General features: G+C 47.0%; 23 protein-coding genes. 18 read left to right on the top strand and 5 right to left on the bottom strand.

What is annotated here, in order from left to right; all coding sequences use genetic code 11:
* The first annotated feature begins 86 nt into the window (after positions 1-86).
* From crl to pgpA, 11 genes are all read left to right on the top strand, one after another.
* Positions 87-476, top strand: a complete 390-nt coding sequence (crl, locus tag QTO06_RS16915; RefSeq protein ID WP_005424873.1) for a sigma factor-binding protein Crl — start codon at positions 87-89, stop codon at positions 474-476.
* A 122-nt stretch (positions 477-598) separates the two neighbouring features.
* Positions 599-1738 carry a glutamate 5-kinase gene (proB, locus tag QTO06_RS16910; RefSeq protein WP_005424865.1) on the top strand — a complete coding sequence of 380 codons (1140 nt, stop codon included), beginning with the start codon at positions 599-601 and terminating at the stop codon, positions 1736-1738.
* A 17-nt stretch (positions 1739-1755) separates the two neighbouring features.
* Positions 1756-3006 carry a glutamate-5-semialdehyde dehydrogenase gene (locus tag QTO06_RS16905; RefSeq protein ID WP_038898513.1) on the top strand — a complete coding sequence of 417 codons (1251 nt, stop codon included), beginning with the start codon at positions 1756-1758 and terminating at the stop codon, positions 3004-3006.
* 127 nt (positions 3007-3133) lie between these two features.
* On the top strand, positions 3134-3583 hold the full coding sequence (gene nrdR, locus QTO06_RS16900; RefSeq protein WP_005424846.1) for a transcriptional regulator NrdR: 450 nt from the start codon (positions 3134-3136) through the stop codon (positions 3581-3583).
* Between the two features lie 7 nt (positions 3584-3590).
* Positions 3591-4715, top strand: a complete 1125-nt coding sequence (gene ribD / locus QTO06_RS16895) for a bifunctional diaminohydroxyphosphoribosylaminopyrimidine deaminase/5-amino-6-(5-phosphoribosylamino)uracil reductase RibD (protein ID WP_331409030.1) — start codon at positions 3591-3593, stop codon at positions 4713-4715.
* Positions 4716-4726: 11 nt separating this feature from the next.
* Entirely contained in the window at positions 4727-5380 is a 654-nt protein-coding gene (locus QTO06_RS16890; RefSeq protein ID WP_005424876.1) for a riboflavin synthase, read from the top strand.
* A gap of 159 nt (positions 5381-5539) precedes the next feature.
* Positions 5540-6649: a bifunctional 3,4-dihydroxy-2-butanone-4-phosphate synthase/GTP cyclohydrolase II gene (gene ribBA / locus QTO06_RS16885; protein WP_331409029.1), complete on the top strand. Its 1110-nt coding sequence runs from the start codon at positions 5540-5542 to the stop codon at positions 6647-6649.
* A 169-nt stretch (positions 6650-6818) separates the two neighbouring features.
* Positions 6819-7289 carry a 6,7-dimethyl-8-ribityllumazine synthase gene (ribH, locus tag QTO06_RS16880; RefSeq protein WP_005440184.1) on the top strand — a complete coding sequence of 157 codons (471 nt, stop codon included), beginning with the start codon at positions 6819-6821 and terminating at the stop codon, positions 7287-7289.
* The gene (gene nusB, locus QTO06_RS16875; protein ID WP_005440182.1) at positions 7289-7756 is read left to right on the top strand and encodes a transcription antitermination factor NusB; all 468 of its coding nucleotides are present in this window, start codon (positions 7289-7291) and stop codon (positions 7754-7756) included. The genes ribH and nusB overlap by 1 nt, the downstream gene beginning before the upstream one ends.
* Before the next feature lie 78 nt (positions 7757-7834).
* Complete coding sequence (gene thiL, locus QTO06_RS16870) at positions 7835-8800, top strand: thiamine-phosphate kinase (protein ID WP_005530642.1); 966 nt, start codon at positions 7835-7837, stop codon at positions 8798-8800.
* Positions 8801-8857: 57 nt separating this feature from the next.
* Positions 8858-9361: a phosphatidylglycerophosphatase A gene (gene pgpA / locus QTO06_RS16865; RefSeq protein WP_010648210.1), complete on the top strand. Its 504-nt coding sequence runs from the start codon at positions 8858-8860 to the stop codon at positions 9359-9361.
* A 104-nt stretch (positions 9362-9465) separates the two neighbouring features.
* Here pgpA and dxs read toward each other — a convergent pair whose 3' ends face one another.
* The 3 genes from dxs to xseB are packed head-to-tail and all read right to left on the bottom strand — an operon-like array spanning position 9466 to position 12499.
* On the bottom strand, positions 9466-11331 hold the full coding sequence (gene dxs, locus QTO06_RS16860; RefSeq protein WP_331409028.1) for a 1-deoxy-D-xylulose-5-phosphate synthase: 1866 nt from the start codon (positions 11329-11331) through the stop codon (positions 9466-9468).
* Between the two features lie 19 nt (positions 11332-11350).
* Positions 11351-12235: a (2E,6E)-farnesyl diphosphate synthase gene (gene ispA / locus QTO06_RS16855; RefSeq protein WP_331409027.1), complete on the bottom strand. Its 885-nt coding sequence runs from the start codon at positions 12233-12235 to the stop codon at positions 11351-11353.
* A gap of 21 nt (positions 12236-12256) precedes the next feature.
* Positions 12257-12499: an exodeoxyribonuclease VII small subunit gene (gene xseB / locus QTO06_RS16850; protein WP_005427560.1), complete on the bottom strand. Its 243-nt coding sequence runs from the start codon at positions 12497-12499 to the stop codon at positions 12257-12259.
* Between the two features lie 265 nt (positions 12500-12764).
* Here xseB and pomA point away from each other — a divergent pair, with 265 nt between their 5' ends.
* The 7 genes from pomA (at position 12765) to rlmM (ending at position 19670) form a co-directional block, all read left to right on the top strand.
* Positions 12765-13526 (top strand): flagellar motor protein PomA, encoded by a 762-nt coding sequence (gene pomA, locus QTO06_RS16845; protein ID WP_005427558.1) that lies wholly within the window; start codon positions 12765-12767, stop codon positions 13524-13526.
* A gap of 15 nt (positions 13527-13541) precedes the next feature.
* A complete protein-coding gene (locus QTO06_RS16840) occupies positions 13542-14486 on the top strand; it encodes a flagellar motor protein MotB (protein WP_331409026.1) in 945 nt (314 codons plus the stop codon).
* Positions 14487-14684: 198 nt separating this feature from the next.
* Positions 14685-16133 carry a tRNA uracil 4-sulfurtransferase ThiI gene (gene thiI, locus QTO06_RS16835; protein WP_045397280.1) on the top strand — a complete coding sequence of 483 codons (1449 nt, stop codon included), beginning with the start codon at positions 14685-14687 and terminating at the stop codon, positions 16131-16133.
* A gap of 536 nt (positions 16134-16669) precedes the next feature.
* On the top strand, positions 16670-17590 hold the full coding sequence (locus QTO06_RS16830; protein WP_005447583.1) for a transcriptional regulator GcvA: 921 nt from the start codon (positions 16670-16672) through the stop codon (positions 17588-17590).
* The gene (locus QTO06_RS16825) at positions 17571-18194 is read left to right on the top strand and encodes an alpha/beta fold hydrolase (protein ID WP_331409022.1); all 624 of its coding nucleotides are present in this window, start codon (positions 17571-17573) and stop codon (positions 18192-18194) included. Before QTO06_RS16830 ends, QTO06_RS16825 begins: the two co-directional genes overlap by 20 nt.
* Complete coding sequence (locus tag QTO06_RS16820; protein WP_331409021.1) at positions 18184-18582, top strand: DUF423 domain-containing protein; 399 nt, start codon at positions 18184-18186, stop codon at positions 18580-18582. Before QTO06_RS16825 ends, QTO06_RS16820 begins: the two co-directional genes overlap by 11 nt.
* Positions 18579-19670, top strand: coding sequence for a 23S rRNA (cytidine(2498)-2'-O)-methyltransferase RlmM (rlmM, locus tag QTO06_RS16815; RefSeq protein ID WP_010648228.1), 1092 nt, complete (start codon positions 18579-18581; stop codon positions 19668-19670). The genes QTO06_RS16820 and rlmM overlap by 4 nt, the downstream gene beginning before the upstream one ends.
* A 78-nt stretch (positions 19671-19748) precedes the next feature.
* Here rlmM and xni read toward each other — a convergent pair whose 3' ends face one another.
* Both xni and ppnN read right to left on the bottom strand, forming a co-directional pair.
* A complete protein-coding gene (xni, locus tag QTO06_RS16810) occupies positions 19749-20531 on the bottom strand; it encodes a flap endonuclease Xni (RefSeq protein WP_020196462.1) in 783 nt (260 codons plus the stop codon).
* 58 nt (positions 20532-20589) lie between these two features.
* On the bottom strand, positions 20590-21966 hold the full coding sequence (ppnN, locus tag QTO06_RS16805; RefSeq protein ID WP_331409018.1) for a nucleotide 5'-monophosphate nucleosidase PpnN: 1377 nt from the start codon (positions 21964-21966) through the stop codon (positions 20590-20592).
* Positions 21967-22085: the final 119 nt, after the last annotated feature.

Below are 22085 nucleotides of genomic sequence, written 5' to 3'. Positions count from 1 at the left end.
GTGAGCAAAAAATAAGCTCATGATAATTAAAAATAATAATCATTCTTGGATAGCTAAATATCCTTACTATGGAAACGGAGATTCTTATGTCAGAGACGACACAAGGGCCGACTCACTTTCGCTTGATGTCAAAGTTGAAGGCGATAGGTCCGTACCTGCGCGAACCACAATCACAAGAAGGGCACTACTATTTTGACTGTCTATCTGTCTGTGTGGACGACAAAAAGTCACCTGAGAAACGTGAATTTTGGGGCTGGTGGATGGACTTGGAGTCCATCGAAGGTGGCTTTACGGCAAAATACCATATTGGTAAATACAACAAAGAAGGGGACTGGACTTCAGAACCACTACCCGCCAAGGTGACAGAAGAAGTGTACCTGACGCAGAGTACCTTCCACCAGAAGCTGACAGACACAGTAGCTGAGCATTTCAAACTGGAAGTGGAATATCACACTGAATCGTTTGATTTCGCCTAATTTGACTGTTTTCCTCCTCGATAAGACAAAAAGGTGCGTTTTCGCACCTTTTCTGCTTGTTAAATCCCCATTTGATTGCTAAAACATCCACTCTTTATTTGTTTTTCATTTCAGAAGACATCATGACAACGAATCAACAGAATGCAGTTGTTTCGCAACCACAGACCGTCGTTGTGAAACTGGGTACAAGTGTGCTGACAGGCGGTACTTTGGCGTTAAACCGTGCTCATATGGTAGAGCTGGCTCGTCAATGTGCTGAGCTAAAAAAACAAGGCCATTCAGTAGTAATGGTTTCGTCTGGTGCGATTGCAGCAGGCCGTGAGCATCTTGGATACCCCGCACTGCCCAACGAGATGGCGAGCAAACAGTTGCTTGCTGCTGTGGGCCAGAGCCGTTTGATTCAAACATGGGAGTCTTTGTTTGGCATTTATGGCATCAAAATTGGTCAGATGCTGCTAACTCGTGCGGATTTGGACGATCGCGAGCGTTTCCTAAATGCGCGTGACACCATCAATGCTCTGGTTGCAAACGACATTATTCCTATCGTGAACGAAAACGATGCGGTAGCAACCAACGAGATCAAAGTTGGTGACAACGATAACTTATCTGCTTTGGTGGGGATTTTGTGTGGTGCAGACAAATTACTGCTGCTGACTGACCAAAAAGGTTTGTTCACCGCAGACCCTCGTAAAGATCCAAATGCCGAACTGATCAAAGAAGTGAAAACCATCGATGATACTTTGCGTAAGATTGCGGGTGGTAGCGGCACAACGCTAGGTACTGGCGGCATGGCAACCAAGCTTCAGGCGGCAGACATCGCTCGACGTGCAGGCATTGAGGTGATTATCGCAGCAGGTAGTGCACCAAATGTTATCTTTGACTCATTGAGCTCAGAGCCACAAGGCACGCGTTTCCTTCCTTGTGAAGAAGCGCTAGAAAACCGTAAACGCTGGATCTTGGCGGGCCCTGCAGCATCTGGTGACATCATTATCGACGATGGCGCAGTGAATGCGGTTGTTGGCAAAGGTAGCAGCCTGCTTGCAAAAGGCGTTATTAAGGTGAGCGGTGACTTTGCTCGTGGCGAAGTCGCCCGCGTGACAAACTCCCACGGTAAACTGGTTGCTCGTGGTATCAGTGCCTACTCAAGTGAAGACCTAGCGAAAATTGCAGGTAAGCACAGTAAAGATATCATCTCTATTTTGGGTCATGACTACGGCTCAGAAGTGATTCATCGCGATGATCTTGTCGTCATTCAAGAATAGAAATTGAAGGAAGCAAAGTGGATTTAACGAATATGGGTAAAGCTGCCAAAGATGCAGCTTTCGAATTGGCGACAGCGTCAACCGCACAAAAGAACCAAGCACTAGCCATTATCGCCGATGAGCTAGAAGCAAATGCAGCAACCATTTTGGCTGCAAACGCAAAAGATATTGAGTTAGGTCGCGAAGCGGGTCTAACGGATGCATTACTTGACCGCCTTTTACTGAATGAAGAGCGCTTAACCGGTATTGCTAACGATGTTCGTAATGTGATCAGCCTTAACGATCCTGTGGGCAGTGAAATTGACAGCAAAGTGCTAGAAAACGGCATGTCTCTGTCTCGTCGTCGCGTACCACTTGGTGTGGTTGGCGTGATTTACGAAGCGCGTCCGAATGTAACCATCGATATTGCTGCTTTGTGTCTAAAAACAGGTAATGCAAGCATCCTACGTGGTGGTAAAGAGACATTTTTCTCTAATATGGAGCTGGTGAAGGTTATCCAATCGGCACTTGCGAAAGCAAACTTGCCAGCGGCTTCTGTTCAGTACATCGAAAAACCAGACCGTGAGTTGGTTTCTCAATTACTTAAGCTAGACGACTACGTCGATATGATCATTCCACGTGGTGGCGCTGGTCTACACAAAATGTGTAAAGAGAACAGTACCATTCCAGTGATCATTGGTGGTTTTGGTATTAGCCACATTTTTGTTGATGAATCAGCAGAGCTAGAGAAATCACTCAATGTTGTTGAAAACTCAAAAGTTCAACGTCCGTCCGCATGTAACTCGCTAGATACTTTGCTGGTTCACGAGAATATCGCTGCGCAGTTCCTGCCAATGATCGTAGAGCGCATGAACGAAAACGTAACTTTTGTCGCAGAACCAAAAGCAAAAGCACTGATGGCACAAGCGAAACAAATTCGCGATGCGGGTGAAGGTGATTTTGATACGGAATGGCTAAGTTATACGCTAGGTGTAAAAGTGGTTGCTGATGTGAAAGAAGCGATTGATCACATGCGCGTTCACAACGCGAGCCACTCAGATGCGATCATGACAAACAGCCTACAAAACTCAGAATTGTTCATTAACTCTGTCGGTTCTGCTGCGGTTTACGTAAATGCCGCAACACGTTTTACTGACGGTGCTCAGTTTGGTTTAGGTGCTGAAGTTGCGGTATCAACTCAGAAACTGCATGCACGTGGTCCTATGGGCTTGGAAGAGCTAACCAGCTACAAATGGGTTGGTAAAGCAAACTACCTAGCACGCAGTTAACAGAAAACGTCTGATATTGATTGAAAAAGGGGCAGTAGTGCCCCTTTTTGTTTTCTCTAACATAGCAATTCCGCTACACTAGTCTTGCTTTTGGGACGAACCCAATCGCACGCTATTTGGAGGTGATATGCATTGTCCTTTTTGTTCTGAGAACGATACAAAAGTAATTGATTCCCGCTTAGTCGCTGACGGCCATCAGGTTCGTCGTCGTCGCCAGTGTCTTGCATGTAGCGAACGTTTTACTACGTTTGAAACGGCAGAGTTGGTGATGCCGAAAGTGATTAAGTCAAACGGCAACCGCGAACCCTTCGACGAAGACAAGATGGTCGGTGGTATACAGCGTGCCCTAGAAAAACGTCCAGTGAGTGCCGATTCTATCGAGCTAGCGATTAGCATGATTAAGTCACAACTACGTGCCACTGGTGAGCGTGAAGTACCTAGCGAGATGATTGGTAATCTAGTTATGGACCAATTAAAAGAGCTGGATAAAGTCGCTTATATCCGTTTCGCATCGGTTTACCGCAGCTTTGAAGACATCCGTGAATTTGGCGAAGAAATTGCTCGCCTAGAAGACTGATTGAATCATGGCTCAACACAACACTTCTTCACCATTTACCTCTCAAGATTTCGAAATGATGTCGCGTGCGCTCATGCTAGCGAAACGCGGCATTTACACCACAGCACCCAACCCCAAAGTAGGTTGCGTTATTGTCCGTGACGGTGAGATAGTTGGCGAAGGTCATCATCACCGTGCAGGCGAGCCTCATGCCGAAGTCCACGCGATGCGTATGGCGGGGGATAAAACCCAAGGTGCGACAGCTTACGTAACGTTGGAGCCTTGTTCTCATTATGGCCGCACGCCACCTTGTGCTGAAGGGCTCATCAAAGCCAAAGTCGCACGCGTTGTCTGTGCGATGGAAGATCCCAACCCGAAAGTCGCTGGGCGCGGTTTTCAAATGTTGCGTGATGCAGGGGTAGAAGTTCAGGTCGGCTTGTTAGAAAGCGAAGCTATTGAACTGAACAAAGGCTTCATCAAATTCATGCAAACGGGCATGCCATACATTCAGTTGAAAATGGCGGCCAGTTTAGACGGACAAAGCGCACTCAGTAATGGTCAAAGCCAATGGATCACCTCCCCAAAGGCTCGCCAAGATGTACAGCGTTATCGAGCGTTGAGTGGCGCTATTCTCTCTACCAGTAAGACAGTCATTGATGACAATGCATCGCTGAATGTGCGTTGGGATGACCTGCCATGCAGTGTGCAAGCGCAATATCCCCAAGAGGATGTCCGTCAGCCTCCGCGCGTTATTTTCGATCGCCAGTCTCAACTTAGTGATGATCTAAAGCTATTCAATACTGACGGTGAGCGTATCATTGTCAGCCAAGGTGGCGATATGGCCCCTGAACTGGATGAAAACGGCCAAATTGACTTAGCGGCAACACTAAGAAATGTAGCAAGCGGATACCATATCAATCACTTGTGGGTCGAGGCTGGAGCGACGCTCGCGAGTTCGTTAATCAAAGCTAACCTTGTAGATGAACTGATTGTTTATCTTGCACCCAAATTGATGGGCAGCGATGGACGAGGCTTGATTGGTGCACTTGGGTTAACTGAGATGGCCCAAGTTATCGATTTAACTATTACCGATGTTCGAATGGTGGGTGTGGATATTCGCATTACCGCAACCGTCAAACGCAACCAAAGCTAGAAAGAAGCATTATGTTTACAGGAATTGTAGAGGCAGTTGGCAAGCTGACTGCTATTACGCCAAAAGGCGAAGACATCACCGTAACGGTAGAAGTAGGCAAGTTGGATATGTCTGACGTTAAGTTAGGCGACAGTATCGCGACCAATGGTGTGTGTTTGACAGTCGTCGACTTCGGTAGTCACTACTACAGTGCGGATTTGTCACTGGAAACGCTGAACAAAACCGGTTTTGCTGCTTACCAAGTTGGTGACAAAGTGAACCTCGAAAAAGCCATGCTACCGACCACTCGTTTTGGTGGTCACATTGTGTCTGGTCACGTCGATGGCGTGGGTGTGATTGTTGAACGTAACCAAGTCGGCCGTGCGATTGAATTTTGGGTTGAGATGCCAGCGGAAATTTGTAAGTACGTGGCAGAAAAAGGCTCTATCACAGTGGATGGCATTAGTCTGACCGTCAACGACCTACGTAAGAATGGTTTTAAATTAACGATTGTTCCTCACACTAGTGAAGAGACGACCATCGATCAGTTCCAAGTTGGTCGTAAAGTAAACCTAGAAGTGGACGTGTTAGCTCGCTACATGGAGCGTTTGCTACAAGGTCAAAAAGAAGAGTCGCAAGAATCACGAATTACCATGGACTTCTTGCAGCAAAATGGTTTTGCTTAAACGAAACCGACCACAATCACAGAACGTTATCAGGTTAATTGACTTAATAAAGGTTGGCTTCAAACTGCTTTGCTGACCAAAGCCAGTAGACGTAACTCGACGAAACGTTAAACGCATTGCTGCTGCAATAATAAATTTTTGAATAACGGGAAACAGAATATGCCTATCAGCACGCCTCAAGAGATTATTGATGACATTCGCGCAGGCAAAATGGTCATCCTAATGGATGATGAAGACCGCGAGAATGAAGGTGATTTGATCATGGCTGCCGAGCACATTACGCCGGAAGCTATCAACTTTATGGCTACGCATGGCCGTGGCTTAATCTGTCTAACCATGACAAAAACTCGTTGTGAGAGCCTTGGCCTTCCGCCAATGGTGCAAGACAACAACGCACAATACACCACCAATTTTACGGTTTCTATTGAAGCCGCTGAAGGTGTAACAACGGGTATTTCTGCAGCGGACCGCGCTCGCACTGTACAAGCTGCAGTTGCGCCAAACGCACAAGCGGCGGACTTAGTACAACCGGGTCATATCTTCCCTCTAGCAGCACAAGATGGCGGTGTTCTAACTCGTGCAGGCCACACTGAGGCTGGTTGTGATTTAGCTCGTCTGGCTGGTCTTGAGCCAGCATCGGTTATCGTTGAGATCCTAAACGACGATGGCACGATGGCGCGCCGCCCAGATTTAGAAGTGTTCGCTGAAAAGCACGGCTTGAAACTGGGTACCATTGCGGATCTTATCGAATACCGCAACAACACAGAAACGACCATTGAACGTGTGGCAGAATGCGCACTACCAACGGAGTTCGGTGAGTTTACGCTGGTGACTTACAAAGACACTATCGATAACCAAGTGCATTACGCAATGTGCAAAGGTGACCTAACAGAAGATGCGCCATTGGTTCGTGTCCACCTACAAGATGTCTTTACCGATGTACTTCGTAGTGACCGCAATGCAGAGCGCAGTTGGACACTAGAGAAGGCAATGAAGCGCATTGGCGAAGAGGGTGGTGTATTGGTTGTACTTGGCAATGAAGAATCAACCGATCTACTTGTTCACCGCGTTAAGATGTTTGAAGCGCAAGATAAAGGTGAAGCCCCAACACTTGCGAAGAAACAAGGCACTTCTCGCCGTGTAGGCGTTGGTTCGCAAATTCTTGCTGACCTAGGCGTACACGATATGCGTCTGCTTTCTTCGACCAACAAAAAGTACCACGCGCTAGGCGGTTTTGGCCTGAACGTAGTTGAGTACGTCTGCGAATAACAACTGACTTACAGGTTCCTAGTCTTGCGAGCACTTATCATCGTTAAGGCTAGGAACTCGTGATTCGTCTCCAATTTCCATTAGATATTGCTCACAAATTTGTGATAGAATCCGGCGATTCTCACTTGATGAACAATTTTCACTTATAAATAGAGTTAAAGGAAAGCTTATGAAAGTGATCGAGGGTGGCTTCCCAGCGCCAAATGCAAAAATTGCTATCGTTATTTCTCGTTTCAACAGTTTTATTAACGAAAGCCTACTATCTGGTGCGATCGATACACTAAAGCGTCACGGACAAGTAAGCGAAGACAACATCACTGTTGTTCGTTGTCCAGGTGCCGTAGAACTACCTCTAGTAGCTCAACGTGTTGCTAAGACTGGTAAGTACGATGCAATCGTATCTCTAGGTACAGTAATCCGTGGCGGTACACCACACTTTGACTATGTTTGTAGTGAGTGTAACAAGGGTCTTGCACAAGTTTCTCTGGAATACAGTCTTCCAGTGGCGTTTGGCGTACTGACTGTTGATACTATCGATCAAGCGATTGAACGCGCAGGAACCAAGGCTGGTAATAAAGGTGCAGAGGCTGCACTAAGCGCACTTGAAATGATTAACGTACTATCTGAAATTGATTCCTAATGGGGGCCAGTGTGAAACCAGCCGCACGTCGTAACGCACGTCAATTCGCGCTACAAGCGATCTACTCATGGCAAATTACTAAAGACAATGTTGCCACGATCGAAGAACAGTTTTTGTCTGGCGACAAATACGATGAAGAAGAACTTCACGCATCTGAGCCTGCACTAGCTGCTCCAGAAACAGACGTAGCTTACTTCCGTGAACTACTAAGCGGTGTTGTACTTAGCCACTCTGAGCTAGATAGCAAAATCCGTCCATACGTGTCACGTCCAATGCAGGACCTAGACATGATGGAACTTGCTCTTCTTCGCCTTGCTATGTACGAGATGACTCGTCGCGAAGATGTTCCTTACAAAGTGGTAATCAACGAAGCGATTGAACTTGCAAAAGTATTCGCGGCAGAAGACAGCCACAAATTTGTGAATGGTGTGCTAGATAAAGCGGCGCCACACGTACGTAAGAAATAACGATTTCTTCATTAAAAAGGTCAGCAGATGCTGACCTTTTTTGTATCAAAAGCTTTTACATCAAACAGTAAGTGAACAATGTCTGGTGAATTTAATCTGATCGACAAGTACTTTGTTGGACGCCAAAACCAGCGCAAAGACGTACACCTAGCGGCAGGTGACGATTGTGCGTTAGTGAAAGCGCCAGACAACGTACAAATTGCCATTAGCACCGATACGCTGGTGGCTGGTACCCACTTCCTTGCCGATGCTAATCCTGCATGGGTAGCACATAAGGCGCTGGCATCGAATATTAGCGATCTCGCTGCAATGGGTGCAACCCCAGCTTGGGTGAGCTTTGCATTGACCATGCCTGAGCCAGATGAAGCTTGGCTTGCGCCTTTCTGTGATGCATTTTTTGAGCTGGCAGACTACTTTGGTATTCAACTCATTGGCGGTGATACCACCAAAGGTCCACTAAGCCTGACGCTTACGGTGCAAGGCTTTGTACCAGAGGGCAAAGCTTTGACTCGCTCTGGAGCAAAAGTCGGTGACTGGGTGTATGTGACAGGTAACCTTGGTGATGCCAAAGCTGGTCTGGATGTGATTTTGGATGATTCACTGCGCTCACGTATTGCAGCGCCAGAGCTTGAAAAAGCACATTATCTCAGTACACCTCGCGTATTAGCCGGACAAGCACTCATTGGGTTGGCTTCGTCGGCGATTGATATCTCTGATGGTTTGATCTCTGATATCAAGCACATTCTCAAACGTTCTGATGTGGGTGTTAGCCTAGATGTCTCCCAGCTCCCAATATCTTCAGAATTAGTTCAGTTTTTAGATGATAAGGTCAGCGCTCAGCAGTATGCTTTATCAAGTGGTGAAGAGTACGAGCTGTGTTTTACTGTGCCAGAGCAGAACCACGGCTCATTGCAAAGTGCACTGTCGCACACGGGATGTAAAGTCACGTGTATTGGCCAGATTCGACCAAGAGGCACGTTTGAGCTGCACGATAACAATCAACCTCTTGATTGGGATCTCAGCGGCTTTGACCACTTTAAATAATCTGAGCTAGGCGTTAGCCTAAGATTGATACCAAACTTGCAGTATAGGTTTAAGGAAATGACCAACCCTCTCTCTCTGATTTCATTAAAGAACCCGTGGCATCTTTTGGCGACAGGTTTTGGTAGCGGCTTATCACCAGTGGTGCCTGGGACAATGGGGACGCTTGCGGCGGTGCCTTTGTTCCTCTTGTTAGCACAACTGCCTTTTCCACTTTATGTGGTTGTCGTGCTTTTCTCTTGTGTGATTGGCATTAAGATTTGCCAAGTGACATCAGATGACATGGGCGTTCACGATCATGGCTCTATCGTGTGGGATGAGTTTGCGGGCTTTTGGATCACCATGAGCCTTGTGCCAGCATTGAATATTCCAGTGACGGAATGGAAGTGGCTATTAACTGGCTTTATCTTGTTCCGCTTCTTTGACATGGTAAAACCATGGCCAATCGGTTGGTTGGATAAACGTGTTCACGGCGGCTTAGGTATCATGATTGATGATATCGTGGCAGGCATTATGGCGGGTATCGCACTGTTTTTAGTGGCGAAATACGCAGGCTGGATGTAGTACTTTCGCGTAGTACTTATGGCATCGTACTGACAATCGACAAATAAACAAAAGGGATGCTACGGCATCCCTTTTCTGTGTTTACTTCGTTGTATTACGTACGCTTACTTAGCTAAGTAATCGTTGATCGACTTCTCGATGCCTTTAGCATCTAAGCCAAGATCTTCGTGTAGCTCGTCTTGTGTGCCTTGAGGAACGAAGCGATCTGGCAAGCCAAGATTTAGTACTGGCTTGATGATCTTATCTTGCATCATAAACTCAATTACACCTGCACCAGCGCCACCTGCAATCGCATTCTCTTCTAGTGTAACCAGAACATCATGCTCAGCGGCGAGCTGATGGATCAAGGCTTCATCAAGAGGCTTAACAAAGCGCATATCAGCAACTGTTGCGTTGAGGTTTTCAGCCGCCTCCAGTGCGTTACCTAAGAAGGTACCGAAGCTAAGAATTGCCACTTTCTCGCCTTTACGCACGATACGACCTTTACCGATTTCAAGTGCAGTGAAGTCTTTTTCGATTTCAGTGCCCATACCGCTACCGCGTGGGTAACGAACCGCGCTTGGACCTGTGTGCTTATGACCCGTGTACAGCATTTGACGACATTCGTTTTCGTCACTTGGAGCCATGATCACCATGTTCGGGATACAACGCATGAAGCTTAAGTCGAACGCACCTTGGTGAGTTTGACCATCTGCACCAACCAGACCAGCACGGTCGATAGCGAACATCACCGGCAAGTCCATGATCGCAACGTCGTGAATCAACTGATCGTAACCACGCTGTAGGAAGGTAGAGTAGATTGCTACAATCGGATGATCGCCCGCAATTGCCATACCCGTCGCGAGAGTCACAGCGTGCTGTTCTGCAATCGCGACGTCAAAGTACTGATCTGGGTACTCTTTCGAGAAGCGAACCATACCAGAGCCTTCACGCATCGCTGGCGTAATCGCCATCAGCTTAGGATCTTGCGCTGCCATGTCACATAGGAAGTCACCAAAGATCTTTGAGAAGGTCGGCTTGCCACCGCTACTCTTCGGCAAACTATTATGTGATGGGTCGAACTTTGGTACACCGTGGTAACCAATCGGATCTTTTTCTGCTGGCTCATAACCTTTGCCTTTCTTGGTCATGATGTGCAGGAATTGAGGGCCTTTCAGCTCACGCATGTTTTTCAGCGTTTTGACTAGCTCATTCACATCGTGTCCATCAATAGGGCCGATGTAGTTGAAGCCTAGCTCTTCGAATAACGTGCCAGGAACAACCATGCCTTTTAGGTGTTCTTCTGTACGACGAACCAGCTCTTTAATTGGTGGAACGCCAGACAACACTTTCTTACCGCCTTCACGGATAGAGGTGTATAGGCTGCCAGAAAGGACTTTCGCAAGGTGATTGTTCAGCGCGCCTACGTTCTCTGAAATCGACATTTCGTTGTCGTTTAGAATCACTAGCATGTCAGGGTGAACGTCACCAGCGTGGTTCATTGCTTCAAAAGCCATACCAGCCGTAATGGCACCATCACCGATTACGCTGACCACTTTACGACCTTGACCTTCTTTTTCTGCGCTAATGGCCATACCGAGACCAGCACTGATAGAAGTCGATGAGTGGCCAACAGATAAGGTGTCGTACTCGCTCTCTTCGCGCCAAGGGAATGGGTGAAGCCCGTCTTTTTGACGGATAGTTGGCATCTGATCACGACGACCAGTGAGAATCTTGTGTGGGTAAGCCTGATGGCCTACGTCCCAGATCAACTGATCTACGGGGGTGTTGTATACATAATGCAGAGCTACGGTTAGCTCTACCGTGCCTAAGCCAGACGCTAAGTGTCCGCTAGACTGACTCACTGAATTTAGCAGATACGTGCGTAGTTCATCGCACAATGTTGGCAATGTTTCTTTCGGAAGAAGACGCAACTCCTCCGGTGTATTTGCTAACGCCAGTGTTGGGTACTTTGAAATATCAAGAGTCATATAAATGCGCGCTTATAGTTTAGTTCTTGCGCTCGATGACATATCGGGCGAACTCTTCGAGTAACTGAGTATTGTATGGGATTGCTTCCAATGCTTGAAGAGCTTCCTGTAGCAGAGTGTGAGCTTTCTCCATTGCTCCCTCCAAACCCAGTAGAGATGGATAAGTACTCTTGTTCAGCTCTTGGTCTGAACCTTGAGGCTTACCCAGTGTTTCAGTGTCACTGATGATATCAAGAATATCGTCTTGAACCTGAAACGCCAGACCGATCGCTTTTGAATAACGTTCTAAGTGTGGCAAAACTTCTAGGCCTTTATCACCAGCGGCTAAAGCACCTAATTTTACCGCACAGTTAATCAGCGCTCCGGTTTTATTGCGATGAATTTCTTCCAAATCTGCGAGGGATACACGACGATTTTCTGCACCTAAATCCAACGCTTGGCCAAGACACATACCGCCAGCACCAGAGGCTTGCGCTAGTGCTTGTACCATCTTTATACGCTGGCTTTCCGCGTTCGGATTCAGTTTACCTTCAGCAAGAATCGTGAATGCCAATGTTTGTAGAGCATCACCAGTCAAGATTGCTGTGGCTTCATCAAACTTAATGTGGCAAGTCGGTTGACCGCGACGCAGCGCATCGTCGTCCATTGCAGGTAGATCATCGTGAATCAGAGAGTAGGCGTGAATACACTCAATAGCAGACGCTGGCGTGTCGAGATCTTCTGGCTTACAACCCAGCATTTGACCAGTGATGTAAACAAGGAAAGGACGAACACGTTTTCCGCCAAGCAGCAGACCATATTTCATCGCTTGAATCAGCGGCTGTTCTTGGTGAGGCAATTGCTCAAGCCACAGATTGAGTTGTTGGTTGTTTCGTTGTTGATAAGACGTCAATGTCTCTTGCATCACATTGCTCACTACTGATTATTATTCTGACTCAGGGTTGAAGTCACTCAGTGGTGCTTCATCATCTTCGCTAAGAAGAATGCTTACGCGCTGTTCGGCGTCGCTCAGTTTTGTTTGACCAGCACGAGCCAGTGCAATGCCACGTTCAAATTTACGTAGGGCATCATCAAGGGCAAGATCGCCATTCTCTAATTGATCAACTAAGCTATCTAGCTCTTCAATGGTTGCTTCGAAGGTCATATTTTCTGGTTTCTTGACCGCCATCTTTTATCTGCCTTAATAGAGCCTCTAATAGAATGCACGCAAGTTACCTTAGCCTACTAAGTTGGTCAAATTTAACCTTATATAATTGTCACAAAATTAGCGTTAGACAGGTCTGATAAGACGATATTGATCATAGACTTCGGAGCTAAACGATCTTTTTGTGACGTATTGACCAAGATTTTTCTAAAAAAACTGTTCTAGTTGTCGATACAAGTAATAATTCGCCTGACTAGGCAATATTTAAGTATAGCGAGAGGAGTGCTTTGTGGATTTAGCAACCCTAATAGGTTTGATCGGTGGTTTTGCATTCGTCATTATGGCGATGGTGCTAGGTGGCAGCATTGGCATGTTCGTAGACGTCACCTCAATCCTAATCGTAGTTGGTGGTTCGGCATTTGTTGTGCTGATGAAGTTTACCATGGGGCAGTTCTTCGGCGCGACTAAGATCGCTGGTAAAGCGTTCATGTTTAAAGCGGATGAGCCAGAAGACCTGATCGCTAAGATTGTTGAAATGGCAGACGCGGCACGTAAAGGTGGCTTCCTTGCTCTTGAAGAGATGGAAATCAACAACAGCTTTATGCAGAAAGGCATCGACTTACTAGTCGATGGTCACGATGCAGATGTGGTACGTGCGGCACTACAGAAAGACATTGCACTTACCGACGAGCGTCATACTCAAGGTACCGGTGTATTCCGTGCGTTTGGTGACGTAGCTCCTGCGATGGGCATGATCGGTACACTGGTTGGTCTGGTAGCCATGCTTTCAAACATGGATGACCCAAAAGCGATCGGTCCTGCGATGGCGGTAGCGCTTTTGACTACCTTATACGGTGCGGTGCTATCTAACATGGTGTTTTTCCCAATTGCCGACAAGCTTTCGCTGCGCCGCGATCAAGAAACCTTAAACCGTCGTTTGATTATGGATGGCGTTTTGGCAATCCAAGATGGTCAGAACCCACGTGTTATCGACAGTTACCTGAAGAACTACCTCAACGAGGGTAAGCGCGCTCTCGAGATCGATGAGTAATCCGGAGGTCATCTGATGGATGAAGATAACAAATGTGATTGTCCACCACCCGGCCTCCCGCTGTGGATGGGGACATTCGCTGACTTAATGTCACTGCTGATGTGTTTCTTCGTACTGCTGCTTTCGTTCTCGGAAATGGATGTACTGAAGTTCAAACAGATTGCGGGTTCGATGAAGTTTGCTTTTGGTGTTCAGAACCAACTTGAAGTGAAGGACATTCCAAAGGGCACCAGCATCATTGCGCAAGAGTTTCGACCGGGCCGACCAGAGCCAACACCGATTGATGTCATCATGCAGCAAACCATGGACATCACTCAGCAGACGTTGGAGTTCCATGAAGGAGAATCTGACCGAGCGGGTGGTACTAAGCGAGACCAAGGCAAGTTAACTGGTGGTCAATCACCAGAAACGTCAACGCAAAACAACCAATCGGCGGAGTCAGACATGCAGCAACAGCAGTCTGAACAAACATCGCAAGAGATGGAAACCTTGATGGAAAGCATCAAGAAAGCGTTGGAGCGTGAGATTGAGCAAGGGGCCATAGAAGTCGAAAATCTTGGTCAGCAGATCGTGATTCGAATGCGAGAGAAAGGCGCTTTCCCTGAGGGCTCAGCGTTCTTACAACCGAAGTTTAGACCTTTAGTGCGTCAGATAGCGGAGTTGGTCAAAGACGTACCGGGCATTGTTCGAGTATCCGGTCATACGGATAACCAACCGCTGGATTCTGAACTGTACCGCTCTAATTGGGATCTGTCGTCGCAGCGTGCGGTGTCGGTTGCTCAAGAAATGGAGAAGGTACGAGGCTTCTCGCATCAACGCTTGCGCGTAAGAGGCATGGCAGATACCGAACCGCTAGCACCAAACGATTCTGATGCGAATCGTGCACTTAACCGCCGTGTTGAAATCAGCATCATGCAAGGTGAGCCACTTTACAGCGAAGAAGTGCCCGTAATTCAATAAGCGGATATTTGTTCTTATACTAAAAGCGAGCGTTAGCTCGCTTTTTTTGTCATTCCATTTCGCTTAGGTGTATAATCTTGCGCCTTTGAAGTGAGCTCAGGCTACCTTTTGTGACCAAGACGCGTTTTTCCTGCGTATGAAGCATCGAGGTGGAGTATCACTCATTGTTGATTGCGAAACTAACCTGCGAACTAGACTATGAAATTTATTGTAAAGCCCCATCCAGAAATTTTTGTAAAAAGTGAATCTGTGCGTAAGCGCTTCACAAAGATTTTAGAGTGCAACATTCGTAACATCGTTAAGAGCCGTACGGAATCTGTCGCGGTATTCAACCGTCGTGATCACATTGAAGTGACCTCTGAGAGTGACGAGTTCCACGCTGAAGTTTTAGAAATCCTGACACACACGCCAGGTATTCACCACGTTCTTGAAGTAAAGCAAACCGAATTCAAAGACTTGCACGACATCTACGAGCAAGTGTTGGAACTGAGCGGTTCACTGATCGAAGGCAAGACCTTCGTTGTGCGCGCTAAACGTCGCGGTAAGCACGATTTTACTTCTATTGAACTGGAGCGTTACGTAGGTGGCGGTCTTAACCAAGCGGTAGAAAGCGCTCGAGTTAAGCTAAGCAAGCCAGACGTAACGATCAACGTTGAAGTGACTAACGACAAGCTAAACCAAGTGTTGGCGCGTCATAAAGGTCTAGGTGGTTTCCCATTAGGTACACAAGAAGACGTACTGAGCCTTATCTCAGGTGGTTTCGACTCTGGTGTTTCAAGCTACCTACACATCAAACGTGGCTCTAAAGTACATTACTGTTTCTTTAACCTAGGTGGTCCAGCGCACGAAATCGGCGTTAAGCAGGTTTCTCACTACCTATGGAACAAATACGGTTCTTCAGCAAAAGTACGTTTCATCTCAGTTGATTTCGAACCAGTAGTGGCTGAAATCCTAGAGAAAGTTGATGACGGCCAAATGGGTGTGATCCTCAAGCGTATGTTCATGCGTGCAGCAGGCATGATTGCTCAGAAGATGAAGATCGAAGCATTGGTGACAGGTGAAGCGCTAGGTCAGGTATCAAGCCAGACGTTAACGAACCTACGCCATATCGACAACGTGACAGACACGCTGATTCTTCGCCCGCTAATCAACTGGGACAAAGAAGACATCATCAACCTAGCGCGTGAAATCGGCACTGAAGACTTCGCGAAGACAATGCCAGAATACTGTGGTGTTATCTCTAAGAAGCCAACTGTGAAAGCGGTGAAAGGCAAGCTAGAAGCAGAAGAGCAGAAATTCGACTTCAGCATCCTTGAGCAAGTGGTTCAAGACGCTCGCATGATGGACATCCGTGATATCGCGAAAGAGTCTGAGCAAGCGGCTCCAGAAGTTGAGCAAGTACAAGCTGTAGAAGAGCACGCAATCGTACTGGATATTCGTAGCCCTGAAGAGGAAGACGATAACCCACTAGAAATCGATGGCGTTGAAGTAAAACACATCCCGTTCTACAAGCTGGGTACTCAGTTTGGCGATCTAGACCAAGCGAAGACATACCTACTGTACTGTGACCGTGGCGTGATGAGCCGTCTGCAAGCACTTTACTTGCAAGAGCAAGGCTTCAACAACGTGAAGGTTTACCGCCCTTAATTGCGCGCCCTTAATCGCGTAGTAAAGCAGAGAATCACAAAGCGCAGACTGAGAAATCAGTTTGCGCTTTTTTTTTGTTTTAACTCGTGCAAAATTTTGTTTTATAAAGTGATAATATTGAACTCAATCTCACACTTCGTAATTGGTATTGATATAACGATAATTAATCCGAAATTCGGCTGAAAAGGTGATGTGGATACCAATTCCTGGAGAAGAGGGACGGTGGGATTTTTCAGATAAAAAAACACCGCCTAATAAGGCGGTGCAAGAAATTTGACAGACAGGTCAAAATAAATACAGGAAGTATCTGTTTTGTCACAGGGAGTGTGGACAAAACATATGGTAGAAATCTACCTAACTCGAAATACGAGTTTGCAAACACAACATCGCAACAACGAAGCCAATTGATTCACAAATGGAATCAAGCCGTTCAGGCTCGTGTTGCGGGGTGAAATATAGAATTTATCTGGCTGTTCGGCAACGGACATTTTATAATGTTTCAGATAAAAAAAACTAATCCTACTTGAGGTCCCATAATGTCTCGCAGATTGCCTCCGTTGAATTCACTTCGCGTTTTTGAAGCGGCTGCTCGCCATCTTAGTTTTACCCGTGCCGCTGAAGAGTTGTTTGTTACTCAAGCGGCTGTAAGTCATCAGATTAAGGCTCTTGAAGAGTTCCTATCGTTGAAACTCTTCCGTCGTCGCAATCGTTCATTGTTGCTGACAGAAGAGGGGCAAAGTTACTTTCTGGACATCAAAGATATCTTCACTTCGATAGCCGAAGCGACCGATAAGGTATTGGAACGTAGCGAAAAAGGGGCGCTGACCATCAGTTTGCCACCAAGTTTTGCTATCCAGTGGTTGGTGCCGCGTTTGGCCGATTTTAATGCCCAAGAACCAGACATTGACGTGCGTATCAAAGCGGTTGATATGGATGAAGGTTCACTGACTGATGATGTTGATGTGGCTATCTATTATGGTCGAGGTAACTGGCCTGGTTTGCGTGCCGATAAACTCTACCAAGAGTTTTTGATCCCACTTTGTTCACCTTCGTTACTTTTGGGTAACAAACCATTAGAATCTCTAAGTGACCTCAAATTACACACCTTGTTACATGATACTTCTCGTAAAGATTGGAAGCAGTTTGCTCGCCAGCAGAATATCGAAGGCATCAATGTGAATCATGGACCGATTTTTAGCCACTCGACCATGGTGTTACAAGCTGCTGCGCACGGACAAGGTGTTGCCTTAGGAAACAACGTGCTCGCCAAACCTGAAATGGAAGCGGGACGCTTAATCGCGCCATTTGATGAAGTGTTGGTGTCGAAGAATGCCTTCTACGTAGTGTGCCACGAACAGCAAGCGGACATGGGCCGTATCGCGACGTTTAGAGACTGGATGCTAGCTACTGCGAGAAAAGAACAAGAGGAAGTATTGGATGAGCCATTGGATAGCTGAGGGACCTGAAAACGGGCCGCTGTTTATTTTTGCTCACGGCGCAGGGGCAGGTATGGAGCACGACTTCATGACTGCTGTTGCCAAAGGATTAGTTGAGCAGGGTATACGCGTGGTGCGTTTTAATTTCCCTTATATGGTTAAGCGAGCGGAAGATGGCAAGAATCGTCCGCCAGATCGTGCGCCAAAGCTTCTGGAAGCTTATGAAGAAGTGATCACTCACTTTACTTCTCAACCTATTGTTATTGGTGGCAAATCGATGGGCGGACGTATGTCGAGCTTGCTTGCCGATAATGAGCTGGTGGCGGGTATCGCCTGTTTAGGTTTTCCTTTTCACCCTCCGGGCAAGCCAGAGAAATTCAAAGGCGAGCATCTGGCCAACATTGAAAAGCCAACCTTAATTTTACAAGGTGAGCGCGATACATTCGGCAAGCGTGAAGAATTCGACGGCTTTGCTCTGTCAGATCAAGTGCAAGTGCGCTTTTTGCCAGATGGTGACCACAGCTTTAAGCCTCGTAAGAGTTCGGGTTACACAGAAGCAGGCAACATTGCCTCGACGGTGGAGCAGTTAGCGGTATTTATTAAAGAGGTGTACCGTGAAAAGTAAGTGGTTACTCTCGTTTACTGGTCTTTCTGGCTTAACCTCGGTGGCGTTAGGTGCATTTGCAGCGCACGGTTTGAAAGCTAAGTTATCCCCTTATTTGTTGGGCGTGTTCGAAACCGGCGTTTTGTACCAATTCATCCATACTTTAGCTATCGCATTGTGTACCATCTTACTGCTGTTGAATTTGGGACAAAAAGCACAAAAGTATTTTTTCATCGCGGCGATTTGCTTTATCATCGGCATCTTTTGTTTTAGCGGCAGTCTTTACGCGCTGGCGCTGACGGGCATTAAGTGGTTTGGACCAATTACTCCAATGGGAGGATTGTTGTTCATGATCGGCTGGTGTCTGTTCTTTTTTGCTGCGTTTAATATCAAAGAGGTCTCCAAGTGAAACAACTAATGCTCTATTGCCGTTCTGGCTTTGAGAAAGAGTGTGCTGGTGAAATTCAGGACAAAGCAACACAGCTGGAAGTGTATGGCTTCCCTCGTGTGAAGAAAAACTCAGGTTATGTTGTCTTCGAGTGTTACCAAGATGGAGACGCAGACAAACTAGCAAAAGGCATCGACTTTAGCGCACTGATTTTTGCACGTCAGATGTTTGCTGTGGCTGCTGAGTTTGAAGCGCTACCAAGCGATGACCGTATCAGCCCTATTTTGGCTGAACTGTCTGAAATTGAAGCATTCCCGCGTTGTGGTGATCTGCGTATTGAAACCCCAGACACTAACGAAGCGAAAGAACTACTGAAGTTCTGCCGAAAGTTCACAGTACCAATGCGTCAAGCGATGCGTGGTAAAGGTCTGATGTGGAACAAAGACAACGCGAAGAAGCCTGTGCTGCATATTTGTTTTGTGGCGCCAGGTCATTGTTACGTGGGGTACTCTTACCCTGGCAACAACTCGCAGTTCTTTATGGGCATTCCTCGCCTTAAGTTCCCTGCAGACGCGCCAAGCCGTTCTACGCTGAAATTGGAAGAAGCGTTCCACGTCTTTATTCCTCGTGAGGAGTGGGATGAGCGTTTGGCTCCTGGTATGTGGGGTGTTGACCTAGGTGCATGTCCGGGCGGTTGGACTTACCAATTGGTGAAACGTTCGATGTTTGTTCACTGTGTGGATAACGGCATGATGGCGGATAGCCTAATGGAAACGGGTCAAATTAAACACCACATGGTGGATGGCTTTAAATTCGAACCAGACCGTAAAAACGTGACTTGGATTGTGTGTGACATGGTTGAGAAGCCAGCACGCGTTGCACACCTTATGGGTCAGTGGCTGCTAAAAGGTTGGGCGAAAGAAGCGATTTTCAACCTTAAGCTACCAATGAAAGGTCGCTACGACGAAGTGCTACAAGATCTTGAAAACCTAAAAACGTTCCTGATTGAGAACAAGGTGAAATTCAAGCTGCAAGCGAAGCACTTGTACCATGACCGCGAAGAGATCACGATTCACATTCAGTGTTTGTCTAACATCTCTCCACACTAATCTACGCGTTACTATGCGATAGAGCGGAATCAAAAAAGCGCCTGTAATAGGCGCTTTTTTAGTGTCTGAAGTTGGCTGCTATTGCGCTTTGTTTGGTCCGGTAAAGCGAATGTCTTGTAGGTTAAAGCCGAGTTCGATATCGCATTTCAACGCCGCGACTTTTTTACATAAGCGGGCTGACTCAATATGTTCATCAAACTTCTTACGATATTTCGGTACCAGTTCTTCGCTCGCGTAAGCGGCTTCAATGTCTTCGAATTGAGTTAAGATTTCTTTGGCTGCTTTAGGGCCAACACCCGGAATGCCCGGAACTTGGCTTGAGCTGATTCCCGTCAAACCCCAATAATCCGCAAGCTGAGATGGTTTTACGCCAAACTCTTTTTCGATGAACGGTTCATCTAGCCAGCGGTGCTGGAAGTAATCTCGGATCTGCAGAGTCGGGGAGAGCAGCTGGCAATAGCCTTTGTCGGTCGAGACAATCGTGACTTTTTCGCCGTGACTCGCGACTTTGGTTGCGAGGGTTGCAACGAGATCATCTGCCTCATCACCTTCAGACAACAGTGAATCAATGCCTTGTTCCCACCACGCTTGTTGAATCGCGTCTAAGCCTTGCATCAATGGTTCTGGCATAGGTTTACGGTTCTGTTTGTAATCTGGAAGAATCTCTGCACGCCAACCGCGGTCTTGTTCGTGATGATCGAATACCGCGATGATGTGCGTCGGCTGCGCTTCAGACAGAATGCGAGTCAGGGTTCTACCAGTAGTGGTGATGGTTCTTGCTATGTCAGTTGGATCAGGTTGCGCTGAGTGCACGCGGCGAATCAGGTTTAGGGCATCAATGATAACAAGATGAATAGACATAATGACTTAGCAATAAAAAAGGGGCGTAATGCCCCTAGTGTAACCAAAGCTGAGTTATCTATCGACTACCATTTTCCTTATGGGCAATACGGTAACATGGCTCGTAAGCGGTACCGCCGGGTAGCTTCATGCGGTGTTGCTCTACGAAGTCTTTCAATAGCTTGTCGAGTTTAGTCATCAATACTGGGTCACCGTTGATGGTAAACGGGCCTTTCCGTTCGATTTCTCTAATTCCTTCAGCCTTGACATTACCTGCCACAATGCCTGAAAACGCTTGTCGAAGGCTGGCGGCTAACACTTGAGGTTGCTGATTGATGTTCAAGTTTAAGCTTGCCATTGCGTCGTGAGTAGGCTCAAACGGAAGCTGGAATTCTGGTTCAATTTTTAAAGACCAGTTAAAGCTGTATGCGTCGCCTTTCTCTTTTCGGTGTTGACGCACTTCGTCCATTGAGCGTTTCATGATGCGGGCAACTTCTGCAGGATCATCAATCACGATTTGATAATGCTTCTGACCTTCTTCACCCAATGTATCGGCAATAAAGGCATCGATTGAGCGGAAGTAAGCTTCACTCTCTTTCGGGCCGGTTAAGACGATCGGCATAGGTTGATCAGCATTCTCTGGATGCATCATGATACCCAAGATGTACAGCAGCTCTTCGGCAGTACCAGGGCCACCCGGGAAGATAACGATGCCGTGCGCCATACGAACGAAGGCTTCGAGACGTTTCTCGATATCTGGCATGATCACCAGTTCGTTCACGATTGGGTTTGGTGGCTCAGCCGCAATGATTGAAGGCTCTGTTAGGCCGAGGTAGCGCTGTTCTGTGTAACGCTGTTTAGCGTGACCAATCGCCGCCCCTTTCATTGGGCCTTCCATCGCACCCGGACCACAGCCAGTACAGATGTTCAGTTCACGCAGGCCAAGCTCGTTACCTACCTCGCGTGTGTATTGGTATTCGGTCGCGTTGATTGAGTGACCACCCCAACACACCACTAGGTTCGGTTCAATGCCCGGCGTTAGTGCACCAGCATTGCGTAAAATGCCGAACACGAGGTTGGTAATATGAGTGGCATTGGTGAGGTTTAGACGCTGGTTATCCGCGAGGTGCATGTTGACATACACGATGTCACGGAGAACCGAGAACAAGTGCTCTTGAATGCCTTTGATGATCTCACCATCGACAAATGCGTGCTCAGGTGGGTTCGCTAGTTCAAGTTTGATACCGCGCTCACGACGTACGACGTTAACGTCGAACGAAAGGTATTTGTCTAATAGCTCTTTTGAGTTATCGGTGTGGCTGCCGGAGTTGAGAACCGCAAGTGTACAGTTACGGTAGAGCAGATAAAGCTCACTTGATGCGGTTTTTTTAAGACGTTCAACTTCCAGTTGTGATAGCAGATCCATGCTACCTGCGGGGCTTATATGGGTAATCATAAGGCCTCCTTGCTAATGCATTTTTATTGGGTAGAAACCAACTCACCTACTTAGCTTATACGTGTCGTTCTACTCAAGTGGTTGGCAGACTTTGTTTTATAGCGTTTAAACAGCTTAGC

The sequence above is a fragment of the Vibrio sp. M260121 genome, from assembly GCF_036533715.1.
In the GTDB taxonomy this organism is placed as follows: domain Bacteria; phylum Pseudomonadota; class Gammaproteobacteria; order Enterobacterales; family Vibrionaceae; genus Vibrio.
The sequence above is the reverse complement of the archived record's forward strand: the minus strand, read 5'-3'. Positions and strand labels throughout refer to the sequence as shown.